This window comes from Pseudomonas sp. SDT291_1_S447, assembly GCF_054070155.1.
On sequence record NZ_JBSVXS010000125.1, the window covers coordinates 1 to 15248 of the forward strand.

15 protein-coding genes are annotated in these 15248 nt (G+C 60.2%); 8 read left to right on the forward strand and 7 right to left on the reverse strand.

The genetic code is table 11. From position 1 onward, the window contains the following. Positions 1-255 precede the first annotated feature (255 nt). Positions 256-1572, forward strand: coding sequence for an MFS transporter (locus ACW9IR_RS24930; RefSeq protein ID WP_457465341.1), 1317 nt, complete (start codon positions 256-258; stop codon positions 1570-1572). Positions 1573-1665: 93 nt separating this feature from the next. On the opposite strand, the gene purT is transcribed toward ACW9IR_RS24930, so the two are convergent. The 5 genes from purT to ACW9IR_RS24955 all read right to left on the reverse strand — a co-directional run bounded on the left by purT (position 1666) and on the right by ACW9IR_RS24955 (position 5127). Next, on the reverse strand, positions 1666-2847 hold the full coding sequence (purT, locus tag ACW9IR_RS24935) for a formate-dependent phosphoribosylglycinamide formyltransferase (protein ID WP_007908992.1): 1182 nt from the start codon (positions 2845-2847) through the stop codon (positions 1666-1668). Between the two features lie 100 nt (positions 2848-2947). Further along, a complete protein-coding gene (locus ACW9IR_RS24940) occupies positions 2948-3415 on the reverse strand; it encodes a VUT family protein (RefSeq protein ID WP_016986366.1) in 468 nt (155 codons plus the stop codon). Between the two features lie 336 nt (positions 3416-3751). Beyond that, the gene (locus tag ACW9IR_RS24945; protein WP_095112570.1) at positions 3752-3961 is read right to left on the reverse strand and encodes a DUF1289 domain-containing protein; all 210 of its coding nucleotides are present in this window, start codon (positions 3959-3961) and stop codon (positions 3752-3754) included. Beyond that, positions 3958-4482: a gamma carbonic anhydrase family protein gene (locus ACW9IR_RS24950; RefSeq protein WP_457465342.1), complete on the reverse strand. Its 525-nt coding sequence runs from the start codon at positions 4480-4482 to the stop codon at positions 3958-3960. Before ACW9IR_RS24950 ends, ACW9IR_RS24945 begins: the two co-directional genes overlap by 4 nt. Before the next feature lie 45 nt (positions 4483-4527). Next, on the reverse strand, positions 4528-5127 hold the full coding sequence (locus tag ACW9IR_RS24955; protein WP_095119356.1) for a CoA pyrophosphatase: 600 nt from the start codon (positions 5125-5127) through the stop codon (positions 4528-4530). 147 nt (positions 5128-5274) lie between these two features. Between ACW9IR_RS24955 and ACW9IR_RS24960 the strand changes: the two genes are divergently transcribed. The 7 genes from ACW9IR_RS24960 (at position 5275) to nagE (ending at position 13893) form a co-directional block, all read left to right on the forward strand. Next, positions 5275-5826 carry an NUDIX hydrolase gene (locus tag ACW9IR_RS24960; protein ID WP_095119357.1) on the forward strand — a complete coding sequence of 184 codons (552 nt, stop codon included), beginning with the start codon at positions 5275-5277 and terminating at the stop codon, positions 5824-5826. 87 nt (positions 5827-5913) lie between these two features. Next, a complete protein-coding gene (locus ACW9IR_RS24965; RefSeq protein WP_077571251.1) occupies positions 5914-6429 on the forward strand; it encodes a L,D-transpeptidase family protein in 516 nt (171 codons plus the stop codon). A gap of 283 nt (positions 6430-6712) precedes the next feature. Continuing rightward, a complete protein-coding gene (locus ACW9IR_RS24970) occupies positions 6713-7444 on the forward strand; it encodes a GntR family transcriptional regulator (RefSeq protein WP_102900597.1) in 732 nt (243 codons plus the stop codon). Positions 7445-7466: 22 nt separating this feature from the next. Continuing rightward, on the forward strand, positions 7467-8573 hold the full coding sequence (nagA, locus tag ACW9IR_RS24975) for an N-acetylglucosamine-6-phosphate deacetylase (protein WP_102900598.1): 1107 nt from the start codon (positions 7467-7469) through the stop codon (positions 8571-8573). After that, complete coding sequence (locus ACW9IR_RS24980; protein ID WP_110721222.1) at positions 8554-9576, forward strand: SIS domain-containing protein; 1023 nt, start codon at positions 8554-8556, stop codon at positions 9574-9576. Before nagA ends, ACW9IR_RS24980 begins: the two co-directional genes overlap by 20 nt. A 34-nt stretch (positions 9577-9610) precedes the next feature. Continuing rightward, positions 9611-12124 carry a phosphoenolpyruvate--protein phosphotransferase gene (gene ptsP / locus ACW9IR_RS24985; protein ID WP_457465343.1) on the forward strand — a complete coding sequence of 838 codons (2514 nt, stop codon included), beginning with the start codon at positions 9611-9613 and terminating at the stop codon, positions 12122-12124. Between the two features lie 23 nt (positions 12125-12147). Then, entirely contained in the window at positions 12148-13893 is a 1746-nt protein-coding gene (nagE, locus tag ACW9IR_RS24990; RefSeq protein ID WP_457465344.1) for an N-acetylglucosamine-specific PTS transporter subunit IIBC, read from the forward strand. Between the two features lie 51 nt (positions 13894-13944). Here the strand turns inward: nagE and ACW9IR_RS24995 are convergent, their stop codons facing one another. Together ACW9IR_RS24995 and ACW9IR_RS25000 are read right to left on the reverse strand one after the other, a co-directional pair. Beyond that, positions 13945-14241: a hypothetical protein gene (locus ACW9IR_RS24995; protein ID WP_102900602.1), complete on the reverse strand. Its 297-nt coding sequence runs from the start codon at positions 14239-14241 to the stop codon at positions 13945-13947. Between the two features lie 224 nt (positions 14242-14465). After that, positions 14466-14828 carry a DUF6124 family protein gene (locus tag ACW9IR_RS25000; RefSeq protein WP_095119363.1) on the reverse strand — a complete coding sequence of 121 codons (363 nt, stop codon included), beginning with the start codon at positions 14826-14828 and terminating at the stop codon, positions 14466-14468. Between the last annotated feature and the right edge of the window lie 420 nt (positions 14829-15248).

Consider the following 15248-nt stretch of genomic DNA (forward strand, 5'->3'; position numbering starts at 1 on the left):
CCCATGTAGGAGCTGCCGCAGGCTGCGATCTTTTTGCTCTTGTTCAATCGTTAGCCCCCTTCCTATAATCAAATCAGCTTACCCAAGCCCCGCCAAACCGCGTGCTTACCCCGCACCCGACAGGTTTCGGCTATTTCCGCTGTACTCCGGCGACTGTTCCTACCTGAAACAGCGACCGCGCCTCATCCCACATCCCTGGGTGTTCGACCATAATAATTCGCTCCAACGGAGCTCATGACTGTCAGGGATCACCGCATGACAACCAGTACCGCTATCAGCGACACCACCCCTGCCCAACCGACCAACTCCGCCACCCGCGTGGCGACGGCGAGTTTTATCGGCACCGCGATCGAGTTCTACGACTTCTATGTTTACGCCACCGCCGCCGCTCTGGTGATCGGGCCAGTGTTCTTTCCACAGACCTCCGGCACCGCACAGATGCTTTCGGCGTTTCTGACCTTTGGCATTGCCTTCCTCGCCCGACCGCTGGGCTCGGCGTTGTTCGGCCATTTTGGTGACCGTATCGGGCGCAAATCGACGCTGGTCGCATCCTTGCTATTGATGGGTGTGTGCACAACGCTGATTGGCGTGCTGCCGGGGTATGCCACCATCGGCGCATGGGCGCCGATTCTGCTGTGCGTGCTGCGTTTTGGTCAGGGCCTGGGATTGGGCGGCGAATGGGGCGGTGCCGCCCTGCTCGCCACGGAAAACGCGCCGAAAGGCAAACGTGCCTGGTTTGGCATGTTCCCGCAGCTCGGCCCTTCGATTGGTTTTCTCGCCGCCAACGGTTTGTTTCTGACCTTGGCCATGACGCTCGATGATGAGCAATTCCGCAGTTGGGGCTGGCGGATTCCGTTTCTGCTCAGCGCAGCACTGGTGATGGTCGGTCTGTATGTGCGATTGAAACTGCATGAAACACCGGTGTTCGCCAACGCCATCGCCCGTCAGGAACGGGTGAAAGTGCCGCTGGTCGAGCTGTTCAGCCAGTACTGGGCGCCGACACTGCTGGGCGCGGCGGCAATGGTGGTCTGCTATGCGCTGTTCTATATCTCGACGGTGTTTTCCCTGAGTTACGGGGTTGCCACACTCGGCTATAGCCGTGAGACGTTCCTTGGGTTGCTGTGCTTCGCTGTGCTGTTCATGGCCGCCGCTACGCCATTGTCCGCGTGGGCCAGCGACCGTTACGGGCGCAAACCGGTGCTGATCATTGGCGGAGTGTTGGCGATTCTTTCCGGCTTTCTGATGGAGCCGTTGCTGACTCAGGGCTCGACCTGGGGCGTGGCACTGTTCCTGTGCATCGAATTGTTCTTGATGGGCGTGACGTTCGCGCCGATGGGCGCATTGTTGCCGGAGCTGTTTCCAACCCACGTGCGTTATACCGGTGCTTCGGCGGCGTATAACCTGGGCGGTATTGTCGGGGCCTCGGCGGCGCCGTTCTTTGCGCAGAAACTGGTGGCAATGGGGGGGCTGAGTTATGTCGGCGGGTATGTGTCGGCAGCGGCGGTGCTGAGTTTGATTGCGGTGCTGTGTTTGAAGGAAACCCGCAATAGCGACCTGAATCAGGTTGCCTGACAGAAGATCAAAAGCTTCGCGAGCAGGCTCGCTCCCACATTGGAATGCATTTCCCTGTGGGAGCGAGCTTGCTCGCGAATGTCGCGACTCGGTTTACAGCTCTACAACAACAGCCTGAGCAGCACGAGTCGCCTTGGCACGAGCAGCCTCGATCGACTCATCCCGCGCCAGTGCCACGCCCATGCGACGCTGACCATTCACTTCTGGCTTACCAAACAGTCGCAACGCCGTGTCCGGCTCGCTCAGGGCAGCGCCGAGGTTGGCGAATGCGGTCTGAGTCGACTGCCCTTCCACCAGAATCACCGCCGAAGCCGATGGCCCGAACTGACGGATCAGCGGTACCGGCAAGCCCAGAATTGCGCGAGCGTGCAGGGCGAACTGCGACAGGTCCTGCGAAATCAGTGTCACCAGACCAGTGTCATGCGGACGCGGCGACACTTCGCTGAACCATACCTGATCACCCTTGATGAACAGCTCAACGCCGAACAAGCCACGGCCGCCCAGCGCTTCGGTCACGGCTTTGGCAACACGCTCGGACTCAGCCAGGGCAATCGGGCTCATGGCTTGTGGCTGCCACGATTCCTGATAGTCGCCCTTCTCCTGACGGTGACCGACCGGCGCACAGAACGTGGTGCCGCCGATGTGGCGAACGGTCAGCAGAGTGATTTCGTAGTCGAAATCGATAAAGCCTTCGATGATCACCCGACCTTTACCGGCACGACCGCCCTCTTGCGCGTAATCCCAGGCTTTCTGCACGTCATCGGTGCTGCGCAGCAGGCTCTGGCCTTTGCCCGACGAGCTCATCACCGGTTTGACGACGCATGGGAAACCGAGGTCCTCAACGGCTTTGCTGTAGTCCTCGAAAGTGTCGGCGAAGTGGTACGGCGAGGTCGGCAGGTCCAGCTCTTCAGCAGCCAGACGACGGATGCCTTCGCGATTCATAGTCAGTTGCGCAGCGCGCGCGGTCGGGATCACGGTGAAGCCTTCGGCTTCCAGTTCGACCAGGGTGGCGGTGGCGATGGCCTCGATTTCCGGCACGATGAAGTGCGGCTTCTCGGCTTCGATCACGGCACGCAGGGCGGCGCCGTCCAGCATGTTGATCACGTGGCTGCGATGCGCAACTTGCATGGCTGGCGCGTTGGCGTAACGGTCAACAGCGATCACTTCAACGCCCAGGCGTTGCAGCTCGATCACCACTTCCTTGCCCAACTCACCACAGCCACACAGCAATACGCGGGTCGCGGTTGGCGACAATGGAGTTCCGATACGGGTCATCTCAGGTCCTCAAAGAAGCGGATCATCGAGGAAAGCAACGCCAGACGCGCTTTCCATGGGGAGAAAGCGCGGCATTTTACATGAACCTGAGGGTTTGGCTTCAGCCGGCGACGGCCTGTTTACGCTCGCGCCAAGCCATGATCAGCCAGACGGCGGTGACACCGGCGAATTTCGAGGCCAGCGCGGTGATGATCACCGGTGGTGTCAGCAGGTCGATCATGCCGAAAAAGATGAAGGTGTCGAGGGGGATGCTCAGTGCCGAACTTATCCACAAGCGGTCGCGCAATGGCCGTTTGGTGATGCTGAACACCAGCCAGTCGATGCACTCGGAAACCGCGAACGCCGTGGCGCTGGCCAGAGCGATGGAGGGATCGGAGGTGACGTAGGACAGCACCAGCGCCGCCAGCATTGCCACGATGGCGCCGTGGCCGAAGCGGGTTTGCACCATGTCGCGCAGCACGAACACCAGACCACCCCAGGCCGACCAGATGATGTCCAGATGCGGCGCGGTGGAGAAGGCGAAGTTGATCAGCACGACGCTGCTGATGTAGGCGATGAGGAAAATCATGGAGGCGACCTGGCAGATTGGCGCACAGATTACTGGACCCGCAGATCAAGAGCCACCCCCTCACCCCAGCCCTCTCCCCCATGGGGGGCGAGGGGGAAAGGGAGCCGATCTTCGTTGAATCGACTTCCCAGTTCGACTCGAGAACGCAGGCCGGTGCAGACCGAACAATCAACCCGGTCATCCCCTCCCCCTTCAGACGAAGGGAAGGGAGCCGATCGGAGACTTTTCAAAACCTGAGTTCGACTCAATCGTTCAGGTCGGCGTATAGCGAAAGACACCTCGGTCAGTCCCCTCTCCCCCTGGGAGAGGGTTAGGGTGAGGGCACTCTCAAGCCGATCACGATTTCGAAGGGATCATCCACACCAACCCACTCGCCTTCGCTCGCTCATGACACAACCCCAACACCACCCGACGCTCGTCATTGCTCATGCGGCCCCAGCGGGTGATCTCCTCGACCGTACGCTGACAACCAGTACAAATGTCAGCCTCATCCAGCGCACAAATATTCACGCACGGCGAGGCGACAGGTCTTTCGGGCGTGTTCATTCTTCCTGCTCAACCAGATCGCGCGCATAACGCTGGGAGTTATGCACATAGTGCGCGGCGCTGGCCTCAAGCATCTTCTTCTGCGCCTCGGTCAGCTCGCGCACGACTTTGCCCGGCGAGCCCATCACCAGCGAACCGTCAGGAATTTCCTTGCCTTCGCCGATCAGCGAGTTGGCGCCGATGATGCAGTTCTTGCCGATTTTCGCGCCGTTGAGAATGACCGCATTAATGCCGATCAGGCTGTAATCGCCGACGGTGCAACCATGCAGCATGGCATTGTGGCCAATGGTCACGCCGGTGCCGATGGTCAGCGGGTAGCCCATGTCGGTGTGCATCACGGTGCCATCCTGCACATTGCTGTTCTTGCCGATCAGGATCAGTTCGTTATCGCCACGCAGCACGGCGTTGAACCAGACGTTGGCGCCCTCTTCCAGTTTGACCTTGCCCACCAGCACGGCATTGGGGGCGACCCAGCTTTGTGGATGGGTCTCGACACGGGTGTCGCCCAAGCGGTATTTCATCTTGTTTTCCTCAGGGCTCACGGTGATGGCCATTCGAACGATGGCTTACGTATCAATAAAGCTTTTCGGCGGTTGGTGCAGACTGATCTTGGCGTCATAGAGCAGATTGATCAACTCGACGATCATGATCGCGGTCAGCCCCCAGATCTTGTATTCGCCAAACCGATAGCTCGGCACGTACCAACTGCGGCCCTGATAGTCGATGCGGTGAGTGTGTTCGCGAGGGTCTTTGCGGAAGAACTCCAGCGGCACACTGAACACGGCTGCGATTTCGGCATCGTTGGCGCGGTACTCGACAAAATCGGGGATGACGCCGACATACGGTGTGACCTTGATGCCGTGCAGGGAAATCAGGGGGCTGAGTGGACCAATGACTTCTACCAGGCCCGGCGGCAGGCCGATTTCTTCTTCGGCCTCACGTAGTGCGGTAAAGATCAGGTCCGGGTCTTCCGGATCACGGCGCCCCCCTGGGAAGGCGACTTCGCCACCGTGCGTCGAGAGCCCGCTGGCGCGCAGGGTCAGCACCAGTTCCGGCTCGTCACTGCGGGTGATCGGCACCAGAACGGCGGCCTCGGGGAAACGCGTGTCGGTCTCCAGCGTGCGCGGTGTGTGGTTGCTTACCCTATGCAGTAGCTCGTCCAGCATGAGTGTTCTCGATCAGTGCCTTACCCTGCATCATGCACCAATCATTGCAGCCGCCCAAGCCCCCGAAACCCGCCGTGTCGCGAAACGACAACTTGCCGACCGGCACCGCTGCACGCCAAGATAGGCGCAGCATTCAGGAAGCCCAGCATGAAATTTTGCAGCCACTGCGGTAACCCGGTCACCCAGCGCATTCCCGAAGGCGATTCGCGGCTGCGATTTGTCTGTGACAGCTGTCAGACCATTCACTATCAGAACCCCAATATCGTCGCCGGCTGCGTGCCGACCTGGGGCACGAAAGTGTTGCTCTGTCGCCGCGCCATCGAGCCGCGCCTCGGTTACTGGACCTTGCCCGCCGGTTTCATGGAGAACGGCGAGACCATCGAGCAGGCCGCCGTGCGCGAAACTGCCGAAGAAGCCTGCGCCCGGGTGCGTAACTTGAGCATCTATACGCTGATCGACGTGCCGCACATCAGTCAGGTGCATGTGTTCTTCCGTGCTGAACTGGTGGATCTGGACTTTGCTGCGGGCCCCGAGAGCCTCGAAGTGCAACTATTCGACGAAGCCGATATTCCCTGGGACGAGCTGGCTTTCCGCACGGTGGGGCGTACCTTAGAATGCTTCTTTGCTGATCGGCGTGTTGAGGTGTATCCGGTTCGTTCGGAATCGATTCCGCCGCTTGCTCAGCCTGCCATTACTTGATTTCGTCGCCGGCCAGCCGATAACCCGAGCACGTCTGCACAACACCTATAAATCATGTATCTGCGTCATTCCTGGGGAATCGTTTCAATGCGCTGGTTGCTTGCCCTGTTCTGCCTGTCGTTCGTTACCGTCTCCCAAGCGTCATTCGTGACCACCGTGACGCCTGCGAATACCCCGCTTATCGAAAAAGTCCTGGTGCTCAAATCGGCGCATCAATTGCAGCTGATCGCCGACGGCAAGCCACTCAAGACCTATCGCATTTCCTTGGGCAAGGGCGCTAAAAAAGGTCCGAAACTGATTGAAGGCGACAAACGCACGCCGGAAGGTTTCTATTGGATCGACTGGCGCAAGACCAGTGACAAATTCAATTTGTCGATGCACATCTCCTACCCGAACATCAGCGATTCGGCCCGCGCCCGGCGTGAAGGCGTCGAGCCCGGCGGGATGATCATGATCCACGGCACGCCGGATTCGGAAGAAACCCCGGAAGACCTGTTCCACACCCTCGACTGGACTGACGGCTGCGTCGCCATGCGTAACGTCGACATGCGCGAAGTATGGAATCTGGTGCCGGACGGCACGATGGTCGAAATCCGCCCTTAACCAGCGACCGCTGGTCACCCGCAAAAAAATAAATCAAAAGATCGCAGCCTGCGGCAGCGCCTACAAGGGTGATACCACTCTCAACTGTAGGAGCTGCCGCAGGCTGCGATCTTTTGCTTTTTACAGCCCACCTTTAATACCACTTCAAACCAACCCCTCTAAAAATCGCCATTTCATTGGATTAACCGCCCATTGCCTGCGTTGACATGGTATTCAAGTGGTATTAATTTCCGCCCCACAAGCGAGCCACAACAATCCTATACTCGCGACGGAAATGCCCTACATGAACGACCTCCACGCCCTACGCCCCGATGACTCCCAGCCGACGCCGCTGTACCTGCAGCTGGCACGCAATCTGGAAGCAGCGATTCATGCCGGGCAGTGGAAGTCCGAGCAGGCGATGCCCTCGGAACGCAACCTCAGCGAGCAACTGGGCATTTCCCGGGTGACTGCCCGCAAGGCATTGGAAGTCCTCCTCGATCAAGGCCTGATCCGTCGCCTGCAAGGTTCCGGCACGTTCATCACCCCACGCCTCGAACAACCGCTATCGCGCCTCTCCGGTTTCAGCGAGATGCTGCGCCTCAAGGGCTTCGTGCCCAGCTCGCAATGGCTGGAGCGGGAAATCACCCTGCCGACCCACGAAGAACTGATCCGCCTCAGCCTGTCGCCGAACGACAAGGTTGCGCGCATGAAGCGTCTGCGCAAAGCCGATGACACGGTGATGGCCATCGAGATGAGCACCCTGCCCGCCTCGATCATGCCTAAGCCGCAACTGGTCGGCGATTCGCTCTACGAATACCTCGACGGCATCGGCAAGCCGATCGTCCGCGCCCTGCAGCACATCCAGGCGATCAACGCCTCTGACGAGTTCGCCGCACTGGTCGGCATCGCCCCCGGCACCGCGATGCTGCTGATGACCCGCGTCGGCTATCTGGAAGACAACACACCGATCGAAGTCACCGACACCTATTGCCGCAACGACTACTACGACTTTGTTGCAGAGCTGCGCCGCTAGGCGGCCCAAAGCGAGAACCAAAATGTCCGAAGACAACATCCTCACCGCCAGCGGCTGGATTCGCGGCCGGCTGATCCACGAACACGGCAAAGTCGTGTCGATCGAAGGCGTACCCTGCGATCCGGCAACCAATGATCTGCCGTATCTGCTGCCCGGTTTCATCGATCTGCACGTCCACGGCGGCGGCGGCAAAGACATCATGGAAGGCGCCAGCGCTTTCGAAACCATCACCAGAACCCACGTGCGTTTCGGCACCACTTCGCTGCTGGCCACCACCATGACCGCGCCGAGCGCCGAGATTTCCAGCGTCCTGAAAGAGGTCGGAGAATTCTGCGAACAGCGTCCGAAAGGAGCCGCCCGCGTCCTCGGCGTCCATCTCGAAGGCCCGTACATCAATCCGGGAAAACTCGGTGCGCAACCGAACTTCGCCCACACCGCGTTGATGGCCGAAGTCGAAGAATACCTGGCACTGGCGCCGATCCGCGTGATCACTATCGCCCCGGAAATCGCCGGTCACGACGGCTTGATCCGCGAACTGAGCAGCCGTGGCGTGCGCATGCAGATCGGTCACACCCTCGGCAGTTACGAGGAAGGTGTCGCCGCCCTCGATGCCGGCGCGACCAGTTTCACCCATCTCTATAACGCCATGAGCCCGCTGCATCACCGCGAGCCGGGCATCGTCGGCGCCGCGCTGGCCCACGCCAAATTTGCCGAGCTGATCCCGGATCTGCTGCACGTGCATCCCGGCGCGATCCGCGTGGCCCTACGTTCGATCCCGTGCCTGTATTGCGTCACCGATTCGACCGCTGCCGCCGGCATGCCCGACGGTGAATACAAGCTCGGCAGCCACACCGTGACCAAATGCCTGGGCGGCGTGCGCCTGCCGGACGGCACTTTGGCCGGCAGCACGCTGACCATGGATCAAGCCCTGCGCAATCTGGTGAAGATCGGTCTGCCGATCGCCGAAGCCTCACAACGTCTTTCCCAATTCCCCGCCGACTACCTCGGCATTACTGAACGCGGGCGCCTGCAACCCGGGGCCTGGGCCGACTGCGTGCGGCTCGATCGCTCACTCACACTGACCGCCGTCATGGTCGAAGGAGAAGACATTGACTTCAAAAATGCTTGAGGAGGCGCTGTCCTCGTTCGAGGCCGTGCAAGCCCAACTGCAACAACTCGATCCGCAAATGATCGAGATTGCCGGGCGCCTGCGCCGTCAGCCACCGCAAGTGGCGATGACCGTCGCGCGCGGCAGCTCCGACCACGCGGCGAGCTACTTCGCCTACCTGACCATGCAGCAACTGGGTGTGCCGGTGGCGTCGTTGCCGATGTCGGTGGTGACCATGCAGCAGGCGCCGTTGAAGGTCAGCGGTCAGGTCGCGTTCGCCTTCTCGCAGTCGGGGCAGAGCCCGGATCTGGTCAACAGCCTGCGTCTGTTGCGCAAGCGTGGCGCGCTCAGTGTGTCGATGGTCAACGCTGCCGATTCACCACTGGAAGCTGCCTGTGAATTCAGCGTGCCGCTGCTCGCCGGGACTGAAAGCAGCGTCGCCGCGACCAAGAGTTTTATCGCCACCCTCAGCGCCAGCGCCCGTTTGATCGCGCACTGGAAAGAGGACAGCGAATTGCTCGAAGCCGGCAACGCCCTGCCCGAAGGCCTGCGCGAAGCCGCCAAACAGGACTGGAGCGTGGCCATCGAAGCGCTGCGCGATTGCGAGCGTTTGATGGTCATCGGCCGTGGCGCCGGTTTCGCGATTGCTCAGGAGGCAGCACTGAAATTCAAGGAAACCTCGGCGATTCAGGCCGAAGCCTTCAGCAGCGCCGAAGTCCGTCACGGCCCGATGGCGCTGATCGACGAACACTATCCGTTGCTGGTCTTCGCCCCACGCGGCGCCGAGCAGGCTGGTCTGTTGAGTCTGGCGGCAGAAATGCGTCAACGCGGCGCCCGCGTGTTGCTGGCCGCGCCGGACGACGTGAGCGAACGCGATCTGACCCTGACCCGCGCCGAACACCCGGCCCTCGATCCGATTCTAGCGATCCAGAGTTTCTACGTGATGGCCGCAGGTCTGGCCGTGGCCCGTGGCATGGACCCGGATCAGCCGCGCCACCTGAGCAAAGTGACACGCACGCACTAAGTCCGAATGACTGCAGACCTGATGAGACCGAGCCATGCACAACAACAATAAAGAGCTGACCCTCAGCGCCCCGCTCAGCGGCCCGGTGCTCACGCTCGCCAAAGTCCCGGACGCGGTGTTCGCCAGCGGCGCGATGGGCGACGGCATTGCCATCGACCCGATCAACGACACGCTGTACTCGCCGTGCGCCGGAGTGATCATTCACGTTGCGCGCACCGGCCACGCGCTGACCGTACGTGCCGATAACGGCGCGGAAATCCTCCTGCACCTGGGGCTCGACACCGTTGAGTTGAACGGCGAAGGCTTCTCGATGCTGGTCAAGGATGGCACGCGCGTCAGCAAGGGCCAGCCGTTGTTGCGCTATGACCTGGACAAGGTCGGCCAGCAATGCAAAAGCCTGGTCAGCCTGTTGATCCTGACCAACAGCCAGGATTTCCAGGTACGGCCGATCACGTTGAAAGCGGTGAAGGTTGGCGAGCCGTTGCTGCACATTGTTGCGCGCAACGGTTCGGCAGCGAGCGCTGAAGTCGTCGGTGGGCCGGAGGTTCATGGTCATGTGCTGGTGGCTCATCGCGGTGGTTTGCATGCGCGCCCTGCGGCGTTGATTCGACACACCGCGCAAGGTTTCAAAAGCCAGTCGCAACTGCACTTTGCCGGCAAGTCAGCGCCGTGCAACAGCCTCATCGGTTTGATGGGGCTGGCGGTTGGCGAGCAGGATGAAGTACAGGTCAGCTGTCAGGGGCCGGATGCTGAAGCGGCGCTGCAGGCGTTGCTCACGGCGTTGGCCACGGCGCTGCCGGATGATCATCACGCTGCTGCACCGATCCATGTTGCGCCTCTTAAACGTCCGGCCGAAGCAGGTGTGTTGCACGGTGTCTGCGCCGCACCGGGATTGGTCGGCGGGCCGCTGTTTCGTTTGAACGCGATCAGTTTGCCGGTGGATACGGGCAATCATGATCCGTTGCAACAACTGCAGGCGCTCGACACTGCATTGAATCAGGTGCGCAGTGAAATAGACGGTACCCTCGCCCAAGCGAAAAAGCACAAGCATGCCGACGAAGAAGCGATCTTTGCCGCGCACTTAGCACTGCTGGAAGACCCGGCACTGCTCGACGCGGCACAGCAATCCATCGAACAAGGCACTGCAGCGACTCACGCCTGGAGCCAGTCGATCGATGTGCAGTGCGAAGTCCTGCAGCACACCGGCAGCGCACTGCTGGCGGAACGCGCCAACGATCTGCGCGACCTTAAACAACGCGTGCTGCGCGCATTGCTCGGCGAGGCGTGGAATTACGATGTACCCGCCGGTGCCATCGTTGCTGCACATGAATTGACGCCGTCGGATCTGCTGCAACTCAGCGCGCAAGGTGTCGCCGGGTTGTGCATGGCCGAGGGTGGCGCGACTTCACACGTGGCGATTCTCGCTCGCGGCAAAGGTTTGCCGTGCATGGTGGCGCTGGGTTCGGCGCTGCTTGATCAGCCGCAAGGTCAATCGGTAGTGCTCGATGCCGACGGTGGTCGTCTGGAACTGACGCCCAACGCTGAACGTCTGGCTGAAGTTCAGCAGGCGCAAATCGAACGCCAGCAACGTCGTGATGCTCAACAAGCCAAAGCTCATCTGCCGGCCGAAACGCGAAATGGCGTGCACATCGAAGTCGTCGCCAACGTCGCCTCCAGCGGTGAAGCGGCAGACGCCTTCGCTAACGGCGCCGATGGCGTCGGTCTGCTGCGCACCGAGTTTCTCTTCGTTGATCGTCAAACCGCACCCGATGTCGAGGAACAGCGTGCGGCCTATCAAGGCGTGCTGGATGCGATGGGCGACCACTCGGTGATCATCCGCACCATCGACGTCGGCGGCGACAAGCAACTCGACTACCTGCCGCTACCCATCGAAGCCAATCCGGTACTCGGTTTACGTGGCATTCGCCTGGCTCAGGCCCGTCCGGAAATCCTCGACCTGCAACTGCGCGCGCTGCTGCAAGTCAGCCCGCTGCGCCGCTGCCGGATCCTGTTGCCGATGGTCACCGAAGTGGATGAGCTGCTGCACATCCGCCAACGCGTCGATGCGCTCTGCCTGGAACTCGGTGTTAGTCAGCGCCCGGAAATCGGCGTGATGATCGAAGTCCCCGCCGCCGCGCTGCAGGCCGAACAACTCGCCGAACACGCCGACTTCCTTTCGATCGGCACCAACGATTTGTCGCAATACACCTTGGCCATGGATCGCGACCACGCAGGTCTGGCCGCCCGCGTCGACGCCCTGCACCCGGCGCTGCTGCGTCTGATCGCCATGACCTGCGAAGGCGCGGCGGTGCACAAGCGTTGGGTCGGCGTCTGCGGCGCCCTCGCCTCCGATCCGCTGGCGACACCGGTGTTGATTGGTCTTGGCGTTACCGAACTGTCGGTCAGCCCGGTGCAGATCGGGGAAATCAAGGATCGCGTGCGCCAGGTCCACGAAGCCGAATGCCAGCGCCTCAGCCGCGACCTGCTCAAGCTGAGCAGCGCCGCCGCCGTGCGTCACGCCTGTCATCAACATTGGCCACTGCGCTAACAAAAACAACAAGGACAAACGCCATGTACCAACTCTTCATCGAAGGCCTGCAACGCCTCGGCCGCGCGCTGATGCTGCCGATCGCGATCCTGCCGATTGCCGGCCTGCTGCTGCGGCTGGGTGACACTGACCTTTTGAACATCGCGATCATCCACGACGCCGGCCAAGTGATCTTCGCCAACCTGGCGATGATCTTCGCCATCGGCATCGCCGTCGGTTTCGCCAAGGACAACAACGGCACCGCCGGCCTCGCCGGGGTGATCGGTTATCTGGTGATGATCTCCACACTCAAGGTGCTCGACGCGAGCATCAACATGGGCATGCTCGCCGGTATTGTCAGCGGCCTGATGGCCGGCGCGCTGTACAACCGCTTCAAGGACATCAAGCTGCCGGAGTATCTGGCGTTCTTCGGCGGCCGGCGGTTCGTGCCGATTGTCACCGGGTTTGCAGCGGTCGGACTCGGCGTAGTGTTCGGCTATATCTGGCCGCCGATCCAGCACGGCATCAACGCTTTTGGTGCGCTGATGATGGAAAGCGGCAGCCTCGGCGCGTTTGTGTTTGGCGTGTTCAACCGCCTGCTGATCGTCACTGGCCTGCACCATATCCTCAACAACATGGCGTGGTTCGTGTTCGGCAATTTCACCGATCCAACAACAGGTGCTCTGGTGACAGGGGATCTCTCGCGTTACTTCGCCGGTGATCCGAAGGGCGGCCAGTTCATGACCGGCATGTTCCCGATGATGATCTTCGGTCTGCCTGCCGCATGTTTGGCGATGTATCGCAATGCCCTGCCGGAGCGGCGCAAGGTGATGGGCGGGATCTTTCTGTCGATGGCGCTGACGTCATTCCTAACCGGGGTAACTGAGCCGATCGAATTCGCCTTCATGTTTTTGGCGCCGCTGTTGTATCTGCTGCATGCGTTGCTGACCGGGTTGTCGATGGCGATTACCAACGCGCTGAACATTCACCTCGGCTTCACCTTCTCCGGCGGTTTCATCGACATGGTGCTGGGTTGGGGGCGCTCGACCAATGGCTGGCTGGTGATTCCGGTCGGGCTGGCTTACGCCGTGGTGTATTACGCGGTGTTTGATTTCTGTATTCGTCGCTTCAATCTGAAGACGCCGGGGCGTGAGGATGTCGCAACGGCAGAGAAAGTGGTTCTGACCGAGAACGAACGCGCCAGCGCTTATATCAAGGCATTGGGTGGCGCTGAAAATCTACTGACGGTCGGCGCCTGCACTACGCGGTTGCGCTTGGAAATGGTCGATCGCAACAAGGCGTCCGATGCTGATTTGAAAGCGTTGGGTGCGATGGCGGTTGTGCGTCCGGGCAAGGGTGGAAGTTTGCAGGTGGTGGTCGGGCCGATGGCGGACAGTATTGCGGATGAGATTCGCCTCGCCATGCCTTCACTGGGGCGTGCGGTTCTGGTTGAAACCGCTGTTGTTGCTGATGAGCCGAAAGCTTTTGTGGTCGCGAGTTCGGAAGCGCAGCAATGGCTGAATGCACTGGGTGGCGGCGACAACGTGCTGCAACTGGATTGCATTGCCATGAGCCGGATTCGCTTGTTGCTGGCAGATGGCAAGGCTCTGTCCGACGCGCAGCTGAAAGAGCTGGGTTGTCAGGGTGTCAGCCAGTTGGAGGGTGGGGTTTGGCACTTGTTGGTGGGTGACAAAGCTGCGAGTTTGAGTGGAGCACTTGAAGCTCTGCTCAATCGCAGTGAGCCAAGTGCGAAGGTTTTACCCGCAATAAAAGTCCAACAGCCTTACTGACCCATGAAAAGCCGCCGGGCTATGAAGCACAGCGGCTTTTTTTATCGGCAGTTACTTCGCTGCAACAACAGTAAACGTACGAGTAGATGACATACCGGCGCCTCCTTTGGCCATAACCGAATGAGTACCCAGCATCAGACTCGTCAGGTGAAAATCCCAGCGTCCTGCAGCACTGACAACTACTTGCCCCCTCAAAACAGCACCATCGAAGATTTCAACTTTTTCTCCAGCAGCTGCAACCCCGCTCAATTGCACAGAAGTTGCCGAGGTGGCGCCACCGTTGGGAATCTCTCCCTTATCGTCTCTCACAGAGGTGATGACTGGCACAACATTTTTTTCAGCAGACATAGTCAAGTTCCTTCTTACCCGTTTGGATGGAAGGCTTATGTGACAGGAGTTGGAGATATCGCGCCACTGTCAGAAATTACAGGTTAAGGGGTGTTTCCGATGAACGGTCAATGCCACATCTGCCACTGAGTTGAGCCGCGAACGTCAATCTCCAAAGTCATGCGCTTGAGCAGGCTCGCCCCTATCCCAATGGGGCCAGCCTGTTTGCGATGTCCCCGTATGGATCAGGTTTGCGGGTCTACTCGATCCAGTGCGCGATTTACCGCCAGTTCGGCGAGCATGACGATTTGCTGGATGCCTAATACGGTGCTGCGCTGAGAACCGTTTAGCTCATTGGCGAAGTTGCCGGCCGCGGTACTTGCAGAGGCTAATGACTCGCAAGCGTGGGCGAGCAGGCTTTCGGTGTCGACCTGCGGACAGACCATGAACATGGTGCTAGGCCGGCGTGGCTTTGCGGGCTCGGGGCACAGGTAGAAATCGAGGGCGCGCTTGATGGCTTCGCGGTTTCGGGCCTGGTCTTCGGCGCGGAGGGCTTCTTCGAGTGGGGTTTTGGTTTCGTGGGGTGGGTCGGGGATCAGCTTGTCCAAAGTTCAACTCCTGCTACTGCAAGTGGGGATGCCATCGTTCGCCGGATCTCACGCGGCGAAGAGGTGGCAGCTATGTGCAGGGTGAGATCCACCGGAGCAGGCAACCGGCCAGACCGAAGTCTGCCCGCACACAGCCGCCATAAAACAGGCAGCAGATTGAGCTGGCGCCAATTATCGTAGTGTTGGCGCTAGTTGCAAGCATTCCGGGGATCTCACGCCCGGTCGCTGAATTGGCAGCGACAGACAAAGCCTAGAGAGCGGGCGTCCGACGGACAACCTGAAAACCTTGTGGGAAGGTTCTGGCTATTCGACACATCATTAAACAGCCAAAAGCAAACCCTCACCCTAGCCCTCTCCCAAAGGGAGAGGGGACTGACCGAGGTGTTTGGTGGATGTTCGCCGACGTGAAATACCGAGCCG